Origin of the sequence: Shewanella sp. ZOR0012 (assembly GCF_000798835.1) — a bacterium.
Lineage (GTDB): Bacteria > Pseudomonadota > Gammaproteobacteria > Enterobacterales > Shewanellaceae > Shewanella > Shewanella xiamenensis.
On the sequence record NZ_JTLE01000094.1, the window covers coordinates 3,045,526 to 3,063,832 of the forward strand.

Here is an 18,307-nt window from a genome sequence, read left to right on the forward strand (position 1 = left end):
GCGATCTATTTAAAGGCAATCTCTGCCGTTTGCCTTACGACTTTTTAGGAACTGCTGTTGAATACCTGTCCGCTGTGCCATAGCACCGATTTAGTGGCTTATCATCAAGATAAACGTCGTTGTTACCAACAATGCCAGCGCTGTGCTTTGGTGAGTGTCCCCGCCGAGTTTTATCTAAGCTCTGAAGCCGAAAAAGCCGAATATGACAAGCACGAAAATCACCCACAGGATCTCGGTTATCAGCAGTTTTTAGATAGAACCCTCGCCCCTTTGTTGACCCGCTTTACTCCATCGGCGTTAGGGCTCGATTTTGGTTGTGGTGAAGGCAAAGTCTTAAGTCTGATGGCCAAAGCGCGGGGTTATCGGGTCGAGAACTACGATCTTTATTACGCTAACCACCCCGAGTTACTGACTCGGCAATACGATTTTATTATCCTGACCGAAGTTATTGAGCATGTGAGTGATGCCGATGCTTTGCTGACTCAGTTAAAGGGGATGCTCAAACCCAAGGGCATTTTAGCCGTGATGACCAAGCGAGTGCTTAATCCCACGGCATTTAGCACTTGGCATTATAAAAATGATCCCACTCATATTAACTTTTACTCCGAAGTCACTTTTCAGTGGCTTGCCGAGCATTATGGTTGGCGGCTCGAAGTGATAGATAAAGACGTGGTGTTTTTGCATCAAGCCCACTAATGCGTCGGAGGCTTTTGCTGCCGCAGATAAGTTGGGATTTGCAACTTATCTAAATCAAACTTCGATTGTGCTGGTTCGGGTATGGGTAGGGCTGGACGTTTAATAAAATCATGCACATTGATGTAGCTATCATCAACAATCTGTGCCGGGTCTGGTTTTGCTGTCTGCTCTAATCCAATTCCCGTTGCAATCACCATGATTTCGAGCTCTGACTCGAGTTCAGGATTGATGGTTAACCCAATAATCACTAAGGCATCTTTGGGTAATTGCTCATGCACTGTCGCGCCGATTTGGTTGTATTGACTGAGTTCGATGGTGTCTTTGGCTACCACACTGACAATCGCAGCTTGCGCTTGATTTAGCTGGATATTATCGAGCAGGGGATGTTGCATAGCGCGTTTAACGGCCGAGACCAGATCGTCATCCGCCTCAAGGCCGCTCACCCCCATAGCGGCGCGGCCTTGGCGACTAATGACGGAAATAAAATCATTTAAATCAATATTGATGAGCCCTGCTTGGCTGATGGTATTGGCAAGGCCAAGCAGTACATCTTGCAAAATTTTATTGCTCTCCTTAAAGGCATTGAGCAAGGTGACTTTGGCCCCGAGCACCTCGGCCAGCTTGTCATTGGGGAGTACGATAACGGCATTGGCACTCTCCAGTAATTCTTGCAATCCCACCTCGGCATTGGCCGCTCTATGTTGACCCTCAAAAGTAAAGGGCGTAGTGACGACGGCGATGACGGGTTTCGATAGCTCTCGGGCAAGCCTTGCGACCTGAGGAAGTGCACCAGTGCCCGTTCCGCCACCTAAACCCGCAGTCAGAAATACAATATCCGCGTGCTGCATTTGCTGACTTAACTCTTGGGCCGATTCAATCGCAGCCGCACAACCGACATCGGGTTTAGCGCCAGCGCCTAAGCCTCTGGTGGTTTGCGGGCCAATTTGAATGCGGGCGTGGCTGCTGGTGGCCGCCATGGCTTGCGCGTCGGTATTGACCGAGACGAGTTCGACGCTTGGCGGCAGATTGGCGTGGCTGAGTTGATTAATGGTATTGCAGCCGCAGCCTCCTACACCCAACACGGTTAATCTGGGCATAGTGCTCGCGGATCCTTCACTGATAAGTTCAAACATGGTGATTCTCACGGTTAGCTATTATGTCTTAAGGCTAACCTTGAGTAGCGACTAGACTTGTCGCATCAAACACTTAAACCGCAGAAAGATATTTGGCATACATTTTTTGGCTTAAGGCTGCAAAATGCTCCCGCAGTTTTGCTGGGGCTAATACCTCAACGGTGTCGGCCATTTCCCACAGCGCCGCGCGAAGTTTTGGGGTGTCATTGACCTCAGCCGTTACATAAAAGCGGCCATCCTCACGTAATTGCATGGTTTGGTTTTCACTAAATTTAGCTTCACGCATGATAAAACTTGCCCGATCGGCGAACAGTAATTCGAGGTGAATTTTTTCACCACTTAGACCTTGGGCGGTTTTATTAATATCGAAATCTGTACTCGCCACCGCAGGAGTTGAGAGTAACTGTGCATCACGCAGTAAACCTATTGGTTTATGATGGCGGCGTTTATCAAAACTGCCAATCGTAAAGGCGAGCAGTGCTACACCGTCACGGATTAAAATTCCCTGTGGATTGATTGGGTTGTAATGCAGCCAATGCATTTTGCCATTGATCCGTTTTTTTATATCGCAGCTAATTTGCTTTTTATCCAAAATCGCCTGTTGTATTACCTCTAGGGATTTAGGTTCGTGCTGCGGCAGGATAAAGGGATAAGGCTCTGGGAGCTGTGCAACTCGGCAAGCCCAATAAAGCCAAGGATTCTCAGGATCGCTAGCCAGCACTTGGTCGGCCCGCTCGAAATAGGGTTGCAGTTGTTGCAAGCTTTGTGGCGGCATCAACTGGCTGGCACTTCGCTTTAAGGTGGTTAATGCCAGCGCCATATGTTGATCCATTAACTCCAGATTAAGGCCACGCCAGCAAGATTCAATTGACCAACCATAGGGCTTGTTTCTGTCATCGAGGCGCAAGCCAAAGGTGCCCATTTCATACATCGCCTTGAGGTCTCGCTGCACTGAACGCTTACTGATATCTTGCGTGCGGTTTGCTAGTCTCTCGACTAATTCATTCACCGAAATTTTGCGCGGAGCACGCGGGATTAAGCTGAGTAAGGTCACTTGACGCTGAAAATTAGGCTGCATGTAAATTGATAAGTTATAGGCTTAGGCTCGAATATCCGTATATTAATCAATAGCAGCGACAAAAGCTGTCGTAGCTATTGAGCTTTCGCCTATAAATGATGTTTAAAAGTGATGGAGAGTTAAAAGCTGTGAAGCTGAATCGTTTAACTTTGTTTACCCGCCAAACTTTGCTATTTGGCATTGACAGTTAGCTAACGCAGTTTTGCCCCATTCCGTGTATCGGCTCGTTAGCTCAACCGAAAATTCCCACTCCTGCTGCCATACAAATTCTTATCTATTTGCCTATGTTTGGCCTTACCAGAAATCGACTAACAATGTATGGGTATACAGTCATATTTAAATTTAGGTATTTTTGTATGATTTAAAGTTTGGAACAGTGCGCACTAATTCCATGCACAATAAATAAAATGCTATAAAATCAATTGACTATAGAGGCTTAGTTTTAGTTAATAGGTTTGGAAAACGCGCATGCGCGTTTTTCCAGATGGTGTATTTGGCAAAAAGCTGATAAGTTCTTTGCATACAGATAGTTAACCGTGCGCGTTTTCACTGGTCTAACAAGGTAAACACGCATGTGCACGAATAAAATGTTATATGCTTTGGAGTAAACATGGAAGCAATTCGAAAGTTCGAGGACTTGTTATTTGATCTTTCAAATGACTTTACCATTTACACTCAATTGTTTACTGAAGACGATTCAGTAGAAGTCTTAAATGACTTCAATCCCTTGATATTTGGAAATTATCAGAAAGTATTAATTACTAGCATTTTTTCAAAGATCGCTCGTTTGTTAGATCCTGCCAGAATTGGCAAGGATAAGAATCTTTCTTTAGCTTATTTTATTGAAAAATATCATTTACAAGATGACTCTGAAATAAAAGAAGAATTCGAGTACATCAAGGAATTTTATAAAAACTCGAATCTTAAAAAATATCGTAATAAGGTTTTATCTCACAATGACGCATCGCTTGCGTATCGTGGGGAATCAATCAGTATAAAAATTGAAGCTCCTGATGTTGAAGCTTTGATAAGTTATATTGGTAACTTATTTTATCTCATCAAGTACAAATCAGGTGTTTCCAATGTCAATGCTGCAATAGACCCTCTTGTAACTTTACCATTCGATAAAAATGGTGCAGCATTCATTCATAAACTTAAACACGCATATAACAAGTAACTCCAGGTAACGCCTACGGCGCACCTGAATTAGGTGTTAAGCCTTAGAAATTTAATCCTAAACAGACGAGTTAGAGCAAAGGGACTGTCACGCTTTTGTCCCAAAGCTTGCCCACCCTGAAGTCTGGCGATTAGCCCTCTTAATAATTGAAGAGGGCATTGCTATTTTAAAGCGAGCAAAAAGATAAGTGGGATATCTAGCCTCGCCGCCCAAGCGTGTTCACTATGTTCGGCACCTTCGAATGTTAAGCTTTGCCAATTCTGACTTGTATAGCCTTTCGCTTTAATGATCTTATCTGCTTGAGCTTGTAATGGTGGATACCAGGCATCTAAAGTGGCCGTTCCATGGTCAAAGTAGAGTTTATGTGTCGAAGGATCGGGGAGTTTTTGCTGCATATAGTTAAAAAATGCAGGCGGAATAGGGTTGTTTTGCTGCTCAAACGTACCTGGCCAGTGAGTTGATAGGCAAGCCGCACCACCGAAAATATGAGGATATTCGCTGATCGCATACAGTGAAATTAATCCGCCCATACTCGATCCCATAACAAAGGTATGGGCGGCATCTGTATAAACAGAGTAATGGCTATCGATATAGGGCTTAAGTTCTGTCACTAGAAATTTTAGATAGCGATCTGAATATACCTGCTGGCTAAATAGCGCTTGGTTTTTAGTGCGTTGTAATTGATAGAGTGCAGTTTGTTGTGCTTGGGACAGATTTTCAAAGGGTTGCTGTGGAAAGTACTCGCTGTGGCGATTTACGCCAGCGTTATCGATTCCAACCACGATAAAAGGTTGAGTTTTTCCTGCTTTGATGAGTCTCGCTGCCACCTCATCAATTTGCCACTCCTGTTTGTTCCAACTTGTTGTCGCATCAAATAGCATTTGACCATCATGCATATATAGCACTGCATAACGTTGCTGTTTATCGTAATCCGCGGGTAACCAAATATCGATATTTCGAGGAGGGACAAATGCCGAAGGGTAACTGGTGAGTCGCTCAATGCTGCCAGCGCTTACTTGCGGTAATTGCGCATATACATTGAAACTTGAGCTTAACAGTATAAATAAAATGCCGAGTAATCTCATCATATTGGTTTTTTAGTGTGATGGTGATTGAGATCAGCTTAGCGTATTTAATCTTGCTTAAAAGTTTAAATACGATTGCAATCAGGCAGCATGAGAAAGGCCAAGGTGAATAATCTATATTTGACAGAATGAATGGCTAAAAATTATCTATAGCTTAATCGAGTGTTATCTCGTTTTTAATGCTCATTTTAATGTCAGTGGCGCTATATCTTCCGTAGTAAATCCAAACATCACTTAAAGTAGCAAACTTAAAAGGCGTTTTGCGGGAGCACTGATTTGGTTTTTAAGCATTACCACACTAAAAAATACGTTTAGTTTAGGCATATCGATGGGGGTTATTACTCGTACCGCATGCTTAATATCATCATCAAATAAGGTGATTTGTGGTGTTAATGCGACAATTTGAGAGTGTAATAGGGCGCCTTTTATCGGTGGGAAAGAATCGTAATGTAATAATCCCGAAAAGTCATTGCGATATTTATTAAACAGATCGCCAAATTGTTCACTGACGCCATAAGGTAAGTTTTTGGGTATGGCGAGTGGATATTTACGAATATCTTCTAGGGTTAAGCGATCTAAATACGTCAACGGATGTCCAGCTCTGGTACAAAAAACCGCTTCAAAAGAAGGTAAATTAAAGGATTGTATCGAGCTTTCGTGGCCAATAATCTCACCTTCAACATCAGTAATTAATAGTGTGAGTTCTCCGCGTAGCAATTTTTCCAGTTGTTGTTGCCAGGTACCAACTTCGAGATCGATATGAATGTCTGGGTATTGCTCAAAAAAACGTCCGAGAATCGGCCCTAGAATGGTATTTGCCGGTACAGGGCTTGCACCTATTGATAAATAGCCACTGCTCTTACCCTGCATATAGTGTAATTCTTTTCGAAGGGCTTCGACGTTTTGCAAAATATGCTGACTATGGCTGAGAACGAGCTCCCCAGCAGGGGTTAAAGAAGTTGATTGATTTCCCCTCAGCAACAGCTCTGTACCGAGTATATGTTCGAGTCGTTGAATGCTTCGGCTTAATGAAGGTTGAGCAAGATTTAATTTTTGGGCAGCTTTTTGAAAATTACGTTCTTTGGCTAAAATCTGGAAATTTTTAAGATGCTTAAACTCAATCACAAGTTATTTGTCAAGTAATTACAACATGTGTGCAACATACCCTTGTGGCTCAGTATCGACAAGTAGACGTTGGTGACAATTTGTATCTTTATCTTCATATGAATAATTAACAATTATGAGTAAGTGTTTGTTTTGATTTTTTTAATTATTTGGCGCTGTTCTCGTATAGTTTTTTGTCATCAACTGATACGTAAAATGCATTGGCTTTAAAGTATTGCTGACGGTAACTATTCATTCTGCAAATAACAAATTTGCAGCATAAATCTAACAAGGAATGAGTAATGAAATTGAAGAAGATCAGCATAATGACCTTTGCGGCGCTATATGCGACCGGAATAGGGACGTTAGTTGCCAATCCTTTAGATAGGAACCAAGCCGAGCAAAAACTTATTGGTATCAAGCTGGCACCCGAACAAATATTAGCCAATAAAAATAAACCAACCCATCCGGCTTTGAATCGCGCTAATAGACCGGGTCAAATTGGTATGAACGTCCATCGCGCTGTAAATGGGAGTAGCAATAAGGCGCCATTTGCATGGGAAAAGGACATTGATGGAACGCATACCTATATTATTCAATTAATGGATGCTCCTGTTTCACTTTATCAGGGTGATAGACCTGAGTTTGCCGCCACATCGCCTCGTAGCAATCAGCCCGCAATACGTTCTAATGAGCGTTTTGGGACAATCGATTTAAAGAGCAAAACCGTTAAAAACTACCAAGCTTTTTTAACGCGCTCTCAGAATGAAACCGCTAGCCAAATCAAGCGTGTTGCACCAGATGCTGAAATAAAGCGTCGCTTTAATGTGGCACTAAACGGTATGACCATGGTGTTAACTCAGGAGCAAGCCGCTGAAGTAGCTAAGCTGCCCAATGTTAAAGCGGTGACTCGGGCGAAGGAATATCAATTATTCACCGATGTCGGCCCTAAGCATATTGGCGCTGATATGATTTGGCAGGGCACGAGCACTCCCGACAGCGTTGCGATGCGTGGTGAGGGCATTATTGCCGGTATTATCGACACTGGGATTAACTCAGATCACCCGTCTTTTGCCGCAGTTTCGGCAGACGGTTATAAGCACGTCAACCCATTAGGCGAAGGCAATTATCTGGGCGACTGCCAAGAATATCCTTTGATGTGTAACAGTAAGCTTATCGGTGTTCGTTCCTACGATATGATTACCGATACCTATAAAGATCCGATTTTCCAACCCGATCTGCCACCGTGGGAAGTGGATTATAAACGCCCACCCAATGGTGAAGATTACAACGGCCATGGTTCACATACTGCCAGTACCGTTGCGGGTAACGTGCTCTACAATGTGCCCTTTAAACTGAGTGGAACGGATGAAAAATCAGATGGTTTTGATACCTCTTTAGTCTTTCCCGAAATTTCAGGCGTTGCCCCAAGAGCCAACATTATTGCCTACCAAGTGTGTTATCCCGGTGGTGGTTCGTATGGCGAAAACTACGGTGGTTGTCCTGGCGATGCATTAGTCGCTGCTATTGAAGATGCCATTATCGACGGCGTCGATGTGATTAACTTCTCTATCGGTGGACTTGAAAGTCTGCCTTGGTACGATGCCGTTGAAATGGCGTTTTTAGCTGCGCGTGAATCGGGGATCTCTGTTGCCGCTTCGGCGGGTAACTGGGGGCGCTATGGCCCAGGCTATATCGACCATGTCTCACCTTGGTTAACATCCGTTGCCGCCAGTACCCATGGTCGCCAAATTGAACCTGTTGAAGGCTCGCTCACTTTTGCAGGTGAAAACGCACCTAATAAAATGGCAGGTTATGCCGTAACGGGAGATATCACTGGCCGTTTAGTTGATGCCGCAACCTATAGTGATCCACTGTGCTTGGCTCCTTTCCCTGCTGGCACATTCAATAGCGATGATATCGTGTTATGTAAGCGCGGTGAAAATGCTCGCGTACAGAAAGGTGTTAACGTTGCTGCGGGCGGTGCAGGTGGGATTATTTTATATAACGCCGTATCTTGGGACGATGGTACTGGCGCGAATAGCCTAAATTTAAACCCTTTCCCTATCCCTGGAATGCACATCGACGCGGCATCAGGCAATCAGCTTGTTGAATGGATTGCCAACACCACAGAGCCTAAAGTCACCATCACTGCGGGTAAGATTATCACCACTGAGCGCGAAGCCGATGTGTTAGCTGACTTCTCCTCCCGTGGTCCAAGTAGCACTAACCCCAATGTAATGGTGCCAAACGTGTCAGCCCCCGGGGTGGACGTGTTTGCTGCTTATTCTGACGAAATGCCTTTTAGCTTGTATCCCTCACCGAGTGATTATGAAGCCATTAGTGGTACTTCTATGGCAGGTCCACATGTGGCGGGCGCTTTAGCGTTATTAACCCAAGCGCACCCACAGTGGACGCCTGCGATGATCCAGTCAGCACTGATGACCACCGCCGTGTTAGGTAAAGCCCCAACCTACGAGAATCCGCCAAAATTAGTGGATGCGACTTTCTACGATATGGGTAGCGGGGTGATTAACGTTGCCAGAGCCGTAAAAGCGGGTCTGGTGATGGATGAAAACGGTGATAATTATCGCGCTGCCAACCCGATGGAAGGTGGCGATGTGACCGCGTTAAACGTGCCTTATTTAGTCAATGCGGAATGTAAAAGTAGCTGCACTTGGATGCGTACCTTTACTGCTACGACTGACGGTGAGTGGAACGTGAGTGCGACCGAAATCACCACAGAAGGCGCGCCTTTCCTTGAGCTAAGTGTTTATCCGCAAACGATTAAGTTAAAAGCGGGTGAGCAGCAAAGTATTATGGTGACGGCGAAAATCCTCGATGTGACCTCAGTCAACGCTAACTCTTCCTCAAACGAAGTGTTTGGTAAAATTGACCTGAAACCAACGGATGCCAGTTTGCCAGCTCAATACTTACCCGTCATGGCACGTTTTACCGGCTCTAGCTTGCCAGAAATTGTCTCGGGTAAAATCCACCGCGATACCGGCACCATGCTGACACCTGAGTTAATGACCAAAGAAATCAGCGAGCTTAATGTCAAAGTGAGCGGCTTAACGGCTGGTAAAGTCACTGAGCACAAGCTTAGCGCTGCCTATGTGAAGTTCCGCGATCCAGAAACCTTGGCCAATAGCCCTGGGGTTGCATTGCAGTTCTTTGATGTGCCAGAAGGGACTCGCCGCATTGTGTGGGAAGAGGTATCAGCTGATAAATCGGCATCGACGTCGTTAGATATTGGTATGGATCTCAATAATAACGGCAAAGTGGAATGGTATGACGAGGCGATTTGTTACTCTTATACCGATGTTACCGACTATTGCGCGATTAATGATCCAACGCCTGGTCGTTATTGGGTGATGTTAGGCAACTTTAAGCGCCCATGGGGAGACGAAATTGATACCAAAGACAACATTAAAGCGAGTCTTGCGATTATCTCCGACACCGATACTAAGCAACTTAATGTGACTGGGCCTGCCAGTACCAATGGTATCGATCCCTACCAATTACAAATGAACTGGTCTGCCACAGGCAGTAAAGCGGGTGATCGCTTATACGGTTTGGTTGAAGTCGGTAACGGCGCGCAAAACGTAGGTAGCATTGGCAAGATGGCCGTGCATTTAGTACATGAGGGCGATGATGTCAGCATCACGACCAGCCAACAACAGGCCAAAGAAGGCGATGTTGTTGAGGTTAAGATGGTGATGGCACCAAACCTACTCGGATTAGAGCGCGATGTGAATATTGCCTTAACACTGCCTGAAGGTTTGCAATTATTGCCTGACACGCTAAAAGCGAACAGCAATAACCAAGATCTTAAAGCTGGCCTCACTGTTGCTGCGCAGCAAATTACTCTGAAAGCGATGCAACAAGCGAGTAATGCGCAAAAACGTCAATACACCTTTACCACCAGCGAGACCGACGAGAGCTGTCGAATTCCTATCGGTTCAAATCCTTATTATTTGGATTTATTTACCGAGGCTGGCATTCAGTCTGAAACAGCGATTGCTGGTCGGGTGAATGAGACGGTAACTGTGCCATTAAGTGCATTTGGTATTGATCGTATCCCGCTGTATAACAACCCAGAAGAATACTCACACAAAGATACCTTAAGTATTTCTCCTGGTGGCTTTATTCAGCTCGATCAACTACCACTGTTCTGGGCTGCTCACTACCCAATGGAAGAGCAATATTTCCCTGATACAGTGATTGCTCCATTATGGCGCGGAGATGGTATGACCATCCCAGAATATAATATGGATAGCGAAAGCTTTGACGGTGTATCTCTTGCCGTGACAAACGACCGCCGCTACCTGATTGTTGAATGGGACAATATGCGTCAGGAGTTTGCCTTTGGTATTAACCATGATCCTGACTACGATGCGCGTTACAGCTTTGAGCTATTAGCCTCAACACAGCTTAATTTTACCCCAGGTGAACATGAGTTTATTTTTGCCTATGACAAATTAACCGGTAATAAAGCGCATTTAGGTTCAATTGGTTTACATGGTTACCATGGACCACGTGGCACCTTTGGCCCTGCATATGGTTATATTGGCGATGGTTTTGCCTTTAACGATCTGGATAAGAAAATTGCAGAAGGCTTAGTGGTCTGTGCTAACTACACTGGACCTGAAGCGACGGCAATTGAAGTATCATTCTCAGCCCGTGTTGGTGCTAAAGCTGTAGGTCAAGATCTGCAGATTATTGCTAAAAGTGATTACACCGGCAGCAATAGTGTGACCTCTAGCGGAAGCCTCAAAATACCTTCAAACCTGGCGATAGGTGCCCTTGGCAATATGTCCGTTGCTGAAAACACCAGCATCAGTTTTGAGGTGCTAGTGCAAGATAAAGAAAATACCGCTAATGGTATCCAAGTGACAGGCGCGCATATCACGTCAGTCGTTAATGGCAACAAAGTCACCATCACACCCGAAAAAGATTGGCACGGTACAACCACTGTCACAGTGAAAGCCTTTGATAAGGTTTATCAAAATGACATGGTGCAAACGAGCTTCAACTTAGTCGTGAACTCTGATGGTGTTGAGCCAACGCCGCCGACCCCACCTACGCCTCCAACGCCTCCGGTGGAAGAGACTAAAGATAGCAGTGGCGGTAGCTTGGGCTGGCTTGCTGTCCTGATGCTTGGATTGATGGCTGTATCACGTCAAAAATGGAATGTTAATAAGTAAACTTCACCTTTAAGTAGTACCTTGTCTTTGGGCCTTCTAACGAAGGCCCTTTTTTATGCGTCCAAGTGTGGATTGCCATCGGCCATAAATGATGTGTTTATTCCACAATAATTCTTCGTTACAAGCCTGACGATTAAATCTATTAACAATTCTGTGATGTGGGTGTAGTTTAGATAGCTTATAAAAACAACAATAGGTTATCGTTATGACTGTATCCTCGGTATCGCACGCTTTATCTACATCCTCTGTAGCCACATCCTTTGCACCTTATGCGAGTTCATTCGGTATGAGTACATCAAAACTGACCAAGAGCTTACTGGCTTCCATCGTCACCTTGAGTTTAATGGGTGAAGGGGTAAGTTTTGCCTATGCGGCGCAGCCCGATGCGGCCAAGTTGGCGGCGGGGGTGGAGCAAAAGGTGATCGACTGGCGCCGCGATTTACATCAGCATCCTGAGTTATCTAATCGTGAGTTTCGCACCAGCAAGATTATCGAAAAGCATCTGAAATCCCTCGGATTAGAAGTACAGACGGGCATCGCCCATACAGGCGTTGTTGCTATCTTGAAAGGCGGAAAGTTAAAGGGCGGTAAACCCGGCCCCTTGATTGCGATCCGCGCGGATATGGATGCTTTGCCCGTGACCGAAGTCGTCGATCTGCCCTTTGCCTCCAAAGCGACGGATACCTATCGCGGTCAAACCGTAGGGGTGATGCATGCCTGCGGTCACGATACCCATGTGGCTATGTTGATGGGTGTGGCCGAGAATTTAGTGAAAGTGAAGGATAGCCTTGCCGGCGATGTGATGTTTATCTTCCAGCCTGCTGAAGAAGGTGCGCCCGATGGTGAAGAGGGCGGCGCTGAACTCATGCTAAAACAAGGGCTATTTGCCAAGCGAAAACCCGACCAAGTGTTTGGCATGCATGTGACCTCGAGTATGCCAAGCGGCATGATTGGGGTGCGCAGCGGCCCAGCTATGGCGAGTGAAGATTCCTTTACGATCAAAGTGAAAGGTCGCCAAACCCATGGCTCGCGCCCCTGGAATGGGGTCGACCCAATTGTTGCCGCGGCGCAAATTATTACCAATGTGCAAACCATTGTCAGTCGCCAAGTGGATATAACCAAAGCGCCCGCGGTGGTGAGTTTTGGCGCAGTCAATGGCGGTATTCGCTCAAATATTATTCCCGATGAAGTGGAGCTGATTGGCACCATCCGCACCTTTGATCAGCCTATGCGTGCCGATATTAAGGTGCGCTTGGCCGAAATCGCTGAGTTATCGGCAAAAACCTTAGGCGCCACCGCGACAACCGAAATCCATCAAGGTTATCCCGTGGTGGTAAACAATCCTGAGTTAGTCGCCAATATGCGCCCCGCGCTTGCCAGCGTGGTCGGCGATAAAATGCTGATTGAGCCGGGATTAATCACAGGTGCCGAGGACTTTTCCTTCTATGCTTTGGAGTCTCCTGGGATGTTTTTCTTCCTCGGGGTGACGCCAAAGGGCACCGATCCTGAAACGGCGGCCAGTAACCATTCGCCAGCATTTTATGTGGATGAAAGCGCGTTAAAAGTTGGTGTTGAGGCCATGACTAAGGTTGCGCTTACGGCACTTAAGGCGCAATAAACCGCTTAAGCCTTATTCCGTCAGCTTTTCGGTATAACTTGAGCTTACAAAAAATTGGGCGGGAAGATCTTTTCGCCCTTGATTTGTTAATCAATATGCCCTCTTATGTGAATTTTTACAGCAAGGAGCGAACAAGATGAAGCGCACGCTATCGGCGCTGGTATTGGCGATGGGACTCTTTAATCCCTTGAGCCAAGCTCAGGCCACCACGGCAGAAGACATTAAGAGTTTCACGCTAGATAACGGCATGAAAATCATGGTGCTAGAGGACTCTTCTATTCCCAATGCCAACATGTATCTATTTTGGAAAGTCGGTTCCCGTAACGAAGTCCCGGGCATTACTGGTATCTCACATTTTTTCGAGCATATGATGTTTAACGGCTCGAAAAAATATGGCCCTAAGATGTTCGACCGTACGATGGAAGCTGCGGGCGGGGCTAACAATGCCTATACCACAGAGGATATGACGGTTTACACCGACTGGTTCCCAGCCAATGCGCTAGAAACTATGTTCGACCTCGAGGCCGATCGTATCGCCAACTTGGATATCAATCCAGAAATGGTGGAAAGCGAGCGTGGCGTAGTGCAGTCGGAGCGTTCAACTGGGCTTGAAAACTCCAACTGGAATACCCTCGAAGGCGAAATTAAAGGCGTAGCGTTTTTAGCGCACCCTTATTCTTGGTCTGTGATTGGCCATGAGTCGGATATTGCCGCGTGGACCCTAGAAGATTTAGTGCAATACCATAAAACCTACTATGCGCCAAACAATGCGGTCGTGGTGATTGCGGGTGATGTGAAGCTTGCCCAAGTAAAAGCCTTGGCCGACAAGTACTTTGCGCCTATTCCTGCGCAAACACCGCCAAAGGCCGTGCGTACCGTGGAGCCTGAGCAAAAGGGTGAGCGCCGTACCTTTGTTCAAAAAGCCTCGGTCAGTACGCCTAATGTGATGCTGGCTTACCATATTCCGGCAGCGACTCACGCAGATTTTTATGCGCTGGATTTATTAAGTTCGATTTTAAGCCAAGGCAATAGCTCGCGTTTATATCAAGCGCTGGTAGATAAACAAGTGGCCTTAGAAGCGCAAACCTATATGCCGATGTCGGTCGATCCCAATCTCTTTTACGTCATGGGTGTAGCTACGCCAGAGGTGAAAGCATCGACGCTAGAGCGGGCGCTGATTGAACAAATCGATGCCATTGCGACCCATGGCGTTAGCCAGCAAGAGCTAGATAAAGTTAAAAATATCAAGTTGATGGATTTTTACCGCGCGATGGAAACCATTAATGGTAAGGCCAACACTATCGGCACCTATGAAATGTATTTTGGCAGTTACGACAAGTTATTTAATGCGCCAGAGGCCTATAACAAGGTAACGCCTGCGGATATCCAACGTGTTGCCCAAACCTATTTACGCAAATCGAATCGCACGGTCGCGGTATTGGCGGCAAACGAGGAGAACTCTCAATGAAATCGATGGCAATGAAACTCTCCTTGGTAAAATCATCCTTTGTCAAATCATCTTGGCAACCGACTACGTTAGTGGTCGCATTGGCCCTAGGCACTAGCTTAGCCTTATCCGGCTGCGCCTCCACCACGGCATCCAAACGCGTCGATACCGGCAGCTTTGCCATGCCAAGTTACGATAAGTTAGTGCTAGATAACGGCCTTACCGTGTATTTAATGCCACAGCGCGAAGTGCCGTTGATCACCCTAAACGCGGTCGTGCGTGCTGGGGCGGTAAACGACACCACAGCGGGTATCGCTCAAATGACCGCCCAAGGTTTACTCCTTGGTGCGGCGGGTAAATCCAAGGCCGAGATTGAGCAGCAAGTGGATTTTCTCGGCGCTAGCTTAGGGGCAGAAGCCGATAAAGAAGGCAGTTATCTGGCCGCCGATTTTATGGCGAAAGATACCGATGTCATGCTTGGCCTATTCAGCGCCGCGTTATTAAGCCCCGATTTTGATTCGGCCGAGTTTGACAAGCTTAAGCAGCGCGCCATTGCGGGTTTGCAGCAGGATAAAGAAAGCCCGCGCGCCGTGATTGGTCGCTACTTCGATAAACTGGTGTTCGGTGCTCATCCTTACGGTAATGCCTCATCGGGTAATCGTGAGTCACTTGAGCAAGTCACAGTGTCGCAGTTGCGCGCCTTCCATAAAAGCTACTATCAACCCGCAAATACCGCATTAACAGTGGTGGGGGATTTTGATGTGGCGGCGATGAAGGCCAAGCTAACCCAGACTTTTGGCCAGTGGAAAGGCAGCGAAAAACTCGTTCAGCCCGACTTAAACCAAGGTTTACCTAAGTTAACTGAGGCCAAAGTGCTGCTGGTGGATAAGCCCGATGCAATGGAAACCACTTTTGTTATCGGCGGTTTAGGCATTAGCCGTGATAACCCAGACTATGTGGGGCTAACGGTAGTGAATACTATTTTAGGTGGCCGCTTTACCTCTTGGCTGAACGATGAGCTGCGGGTGAATGCGGGGCTAACCTATGGCGCGCGCTCCGGTTTTAGTCCTTATACCGACTCTGGCGTGTTTACCATTAGCACCTTCACTAAGACAGAAACCACTCAAGAAGCGATTGATTTAGCCCTGAAAACCTATGCTCGTTTATGGGAGAAAGGTGTCGATCAAGCGACTCTGGATTCGGCTAAGGCCTATGTTAAAGGTCAGTTCCCGCCTAAGTTCGAAACCTCGGGCCAATTGGCAGGACTCTTATCTGGCATGTATCTGTACGGCTTCGATGATAAGTTTATCAACGAGTTCCAAGCCAAAGTGGACGGTTTAACCTTAGAAGAGACTCAAAGGTTAGTGAAAACTTACTTCCCGCAAAAGGACTTACAGTTTGTGCTGATCGGCAACGCCAGCAAGATTGCGCCTATCGCGGCCAAGTATGGCCAAGTGCAAACCGTTGATATTAATGCGGTGGGTTTTGGTCAATAACCACTGGCGTTAGTCTATTTCGCCCAATAAAAAGGTCTGCATAGTGCAGACCTTTTGTTTTTCTGTTCTAGGTTCTAGGTTCTAGGTTCTAGGTTCTAGGTTCTAGGCGTTATTGCGCACCTGGCTTAGCGTAGTGAGCCATCCAATCTTTCACTTGGTTATACCAATAGATGGAGTTGTTAGGCTTCATAATCCAATGGTTTTCATCGGGGAAATAAATCATCCGCGATTCAACATTACGGGTTTGTAGAGTACGGAATAGCTCAAAACCTTGGCCGACAGGCACACGGTAATCGAGCTGACCATGGCTGACTAAGGTTGGGGTGTTAAAGTTGGCGGCAAAGTAATGGGGCGAAATGGCTTTATACAGCTCAGGATTATCCCAGTAGTTACCAAAGCGAGTGCTGTGGACGGCAAAGTCGGCCGACATTTGTGCGTACATGTCGTACACCGCTGCATGGATCAGCAGCGCCTTGAAGGGATGCGGCTGGCCTAAAATAATCGAGGTTAAGTAGCCCCCATAGCTGGCGCCGCCGGCGACCATACGATCGCTATCGATCCAACTTTGCTGCTTAAACCAGTCTGCGGCTTTGAGCACGTCTTCGAGGGATTTGTTTTTCCAATCTGGGTTAATAGCATCGGCAAACTCTTGTCCAAAGCCGCTAGAGCCGTGGAAGTTTGGCCACGCGGTTACATAACCCCAAGAGGCGAAGGTTTGCGCATTCCAGCGGTAATGGAAACCATCGCTAATGGCATTGTGTGGGCCGCCGTGGATTAACATAAACAGCGGATACTTTTTGCTGCGGTCGAACCCGGGAGGATAGTGCACCCACATTTGAATGTCTTGGCCTTGGTAACCTTTGTAGGTGACCGACTCATAGGTGCCTAAATCGACATCCTTTAAAATATCGTCGTTAAACTGTTCTAAACGCTCGGTTTTACCATTGCGAGGATTGATGCTGACTAAACGCGCGGGGTACAAAAAGCTTTGATTGGTCGCAATCAACTGGCCATCTTTAGCGATAGCAGGTTGGCTAAAGTCGGTAGCTTGGGTGATGGCCTTGGCCTTACCGCTCTTGGCATCGATATGGTAAATACGGTTAGTAGCGGCATCATCAATGCTGGCATAGAACCCCTTGCTGTCGGGTGTCCAGTTGAAGTCAGAAACTGAGCGATCCCAATCCGCGGTGAGCGTGGTGAGTTTGCGACTGCTTACATCCAGCAGCATTAGCCTTGCCGTATCGGCATAAAATCCGGGAATTTTTTGGCGAGTAAAGGCCAAGGTTTTACCGTTAGGACTAAAGGATGGATTGAGATCCGGCGCGGGGTTTTCTGGAGTGATGTTTTCAGCCTTGTTGCTACCGATGGTGGCGAGGAACAAATCTAACTTAGGATCAACCCGATTATCAGAACCATAGGCGCTAAAGGCGATTAAGCTCTCATCGGGAGATATATCATAGCTTGAACTGCTTTGGCTTGAGCGTGGCAATTCATGACCTAAAGGCTGAGTCACGGCTTCAACCGCGCCGCCTGTGGCTGGGATCCTAAATACATGGGCCTGACGGCGCTCATCTAACCAATGATCGAACTGCGAATAGGGCAGTGCATTCCACTGGCGGGCGGAGACTTTATTATCTTTATCTGTCTTGAGCTGGGCTTTCATTTGCTCCCAATTCTGTTCAGGAAAGATATTGCTAATAAAATACAAATGCTTGCCAACCCACTTGATGCCATTGACGCCGGTGGGGATATCCGTGAGTTTGCTGGCTTCACCGGGGCCATCCATAGGTAACAGGTAAATTTGGCCCGCGTCATCATCGTTACGTTCGCTGATAAAAGCCAAGGTTTTACCATCTGGCGAAAACACCGGCTCGCTGACTTTTAAGCCTTTGGCGGTAATCGCACGGTTATTTTTACCTTCACTGTCGAAGCGCCACAGTTGGGTTGAACCCTTGTCTTCCTTAAGGTCGTACTCAGTCACAGGCGCAATAATATGCTCGCCCGTGGATGACACCACTGGGCTACCTATGCGTTTGAGTTGCCAAAGTAATTCGACTGAGAGTGGTTTGCTTGCTTCTGCAAATGCCGTGCTGAAAGGCATGAGTAAGCTAAGCAGTAAAATGCCTGCCTTCTTCACTAGATGTCTCCTTATCATTCAGAGTGTTATCGTTATTTTTCCCGTAAAACATCACAGTATAGAAACTGAGCATGAAATCAAACTGAGTCTATCGGTGGCAAGAGTGACTTTTATGTAAGTAACTGTAAC

11 protein-coding genes are annotated in these 18,307 nt (G+C 46.5%); 6 read left to right on the forward strand and 5 right to left on the reverse strand.

All coding sequences use genetic code 11. From position 1 onward, the window contains the following. The first annotated feature begins 57 nt into the window (after positions 1–57). Positions 58–696, forward strand: coding sequence for a class I SAM-dependent methyltransferase (locus L976_RS15060; protein ID WP_047537990.1), 639 nt, complete (start codon positions 58–60; stop codon positions 694–696). Here L976_RS15060 and ftsZ read toward each other — a convergent pair. Next, positions 693–1,793 (reverse strand): cell division protein FtsZ, encoded by a 1,101-nt coding sequence (ftsZ, locus tag L976_RS15065; protein ID WP_231570502.1) that lies wholly within the window; start codon positions 1,791–1,793, stop codon positions 693–695. The two genes, L976_RS15060 and ftsZ, sit on opposite strands and share 4 nt — an antisense overlap. A 109-nt stretch (positions 1,794–1,902) precedes the next feature. Next, positions 1,903–2,907, reverse strand: a complete 1,005-nt coding sequence (locus tag L976_RS15070) for a helix-turn-helix transcriptional regulator (RefSeq protein ID WP_047537995.1) — start codon at positions 2,905–2,907, stop codon at positions 1,903–1,905. A gap of 610 nt (positions 2,908–3,517) precedes the next feature. Between L976_RS15070 and L976_RS15075 the strand changes: the two genes are divergently transcribed. Next, entirely contained in the window at positions 3,518–4,084 is a 567-nt protein-coding gene (locus L976_RS15075) for an AbiU2 domain-containing protein (RefSeq protein WP_047537999.1), read from the forward strand. A 161-nt stretch (positions 4,085–4,245) separates the two neighbouring features. Here L976_RS15075 and L976_RS15080 read toward each other — a convergent pair whose 3' ends face one another. Then, positions 4,246–5,172, reverse strand: coding sequence for an alpha/beta hydrolase-fold protein (locus L976_RS15080; protein ID WP_156143190.1), 927 nt, complete (start codon positions 5,170–5,172; stop codon positions 4,246–4,248). Between the two features lie 231 nt (positions 5,173–5,403). After that, positions 5,404–6,294, reverse strand: a complete 891-nt coding sequence (locus L976_RS15085; protein ID WP_050991407.1) for a LysR family transcriptional regulator — start codon at positions 6,292–6,294, stop codon at positions 5,404–5,406. Between the two features lie 281 nt (positions 6,295–6,575). Between L976_RS15085 and L976_RS23775 the strand changes: the two genes are divergently transcribed. From L976_RS23775 to L976_RS15105, 4 genes are all read left to right on the forward strand, one after another. Beyond that, a complete protein-coding gene (locus L976_RS23775) occupies positions 6,576–11,480 on the forward strand; it encodes a S8 family serine peptidase (protein WP_047538002.1) in 4,905 nt (1,634 codons plus the stop codon). A gap of 205 nt (positions 11,481–11,685) precedes the next feature. Beyond that, on the forward strand, positions 11,686–13,098 hold the full coding sequence (locus L976_RS15095) for an amidohydrolase (RefSeq protein ID WP_047538005.1): 1,413 nt from the start codon (positions 11,686–11,688) through the stop codon (positions 13,096–13,098). A gap of 136 nt (positions 13,099–13,234) precedes the next feature. Continuing rightward, positions 13,235–14,566: a M16 family metallopeptidase gene (locus L976_RS15100; RefSeq protein WP_047538008.1), complete on the forward strand. Its 1,332-nt coding sequence runs from the start codon at positions 13,235–13,237 to the stop codon at positions 14,564–14,566. Further along, positions 14,563–16,041: a M16 family metallopeptidase gene (locus tag L976_RS15105; RefSeq protein WP_047538011.1), complete on the forward strand. Its 1,479-nt coding sequence runs from the start codon at positions 14,563–14,565 to the stop codon at positions 16,039–16,041. Before L976_RS15100 ends, L976_RS15105 begins: the two co-directional genes overlap by 4 nt. A 109-nt stretch (positions 16,042–16,150) precedes the next feature. On the opposite strand, the gene L976_RS15110 is transcribed toward L976_RS15105, so the two are convergent. After that, positions 16,151–18,178 carry a S9 family peptidase gene (locus tag L976_RS15110; protein WP_047538014.1) on the reverse strand — a complete coding sequence of 676 codons (2,028 nt, stop codon included), beginning with the start codon at positions 18,176–18,178 and terminating at the stop codon, positions 16,151–16,153. Positions 18,179–18,307: the final 129 nt, after the last annotated feature.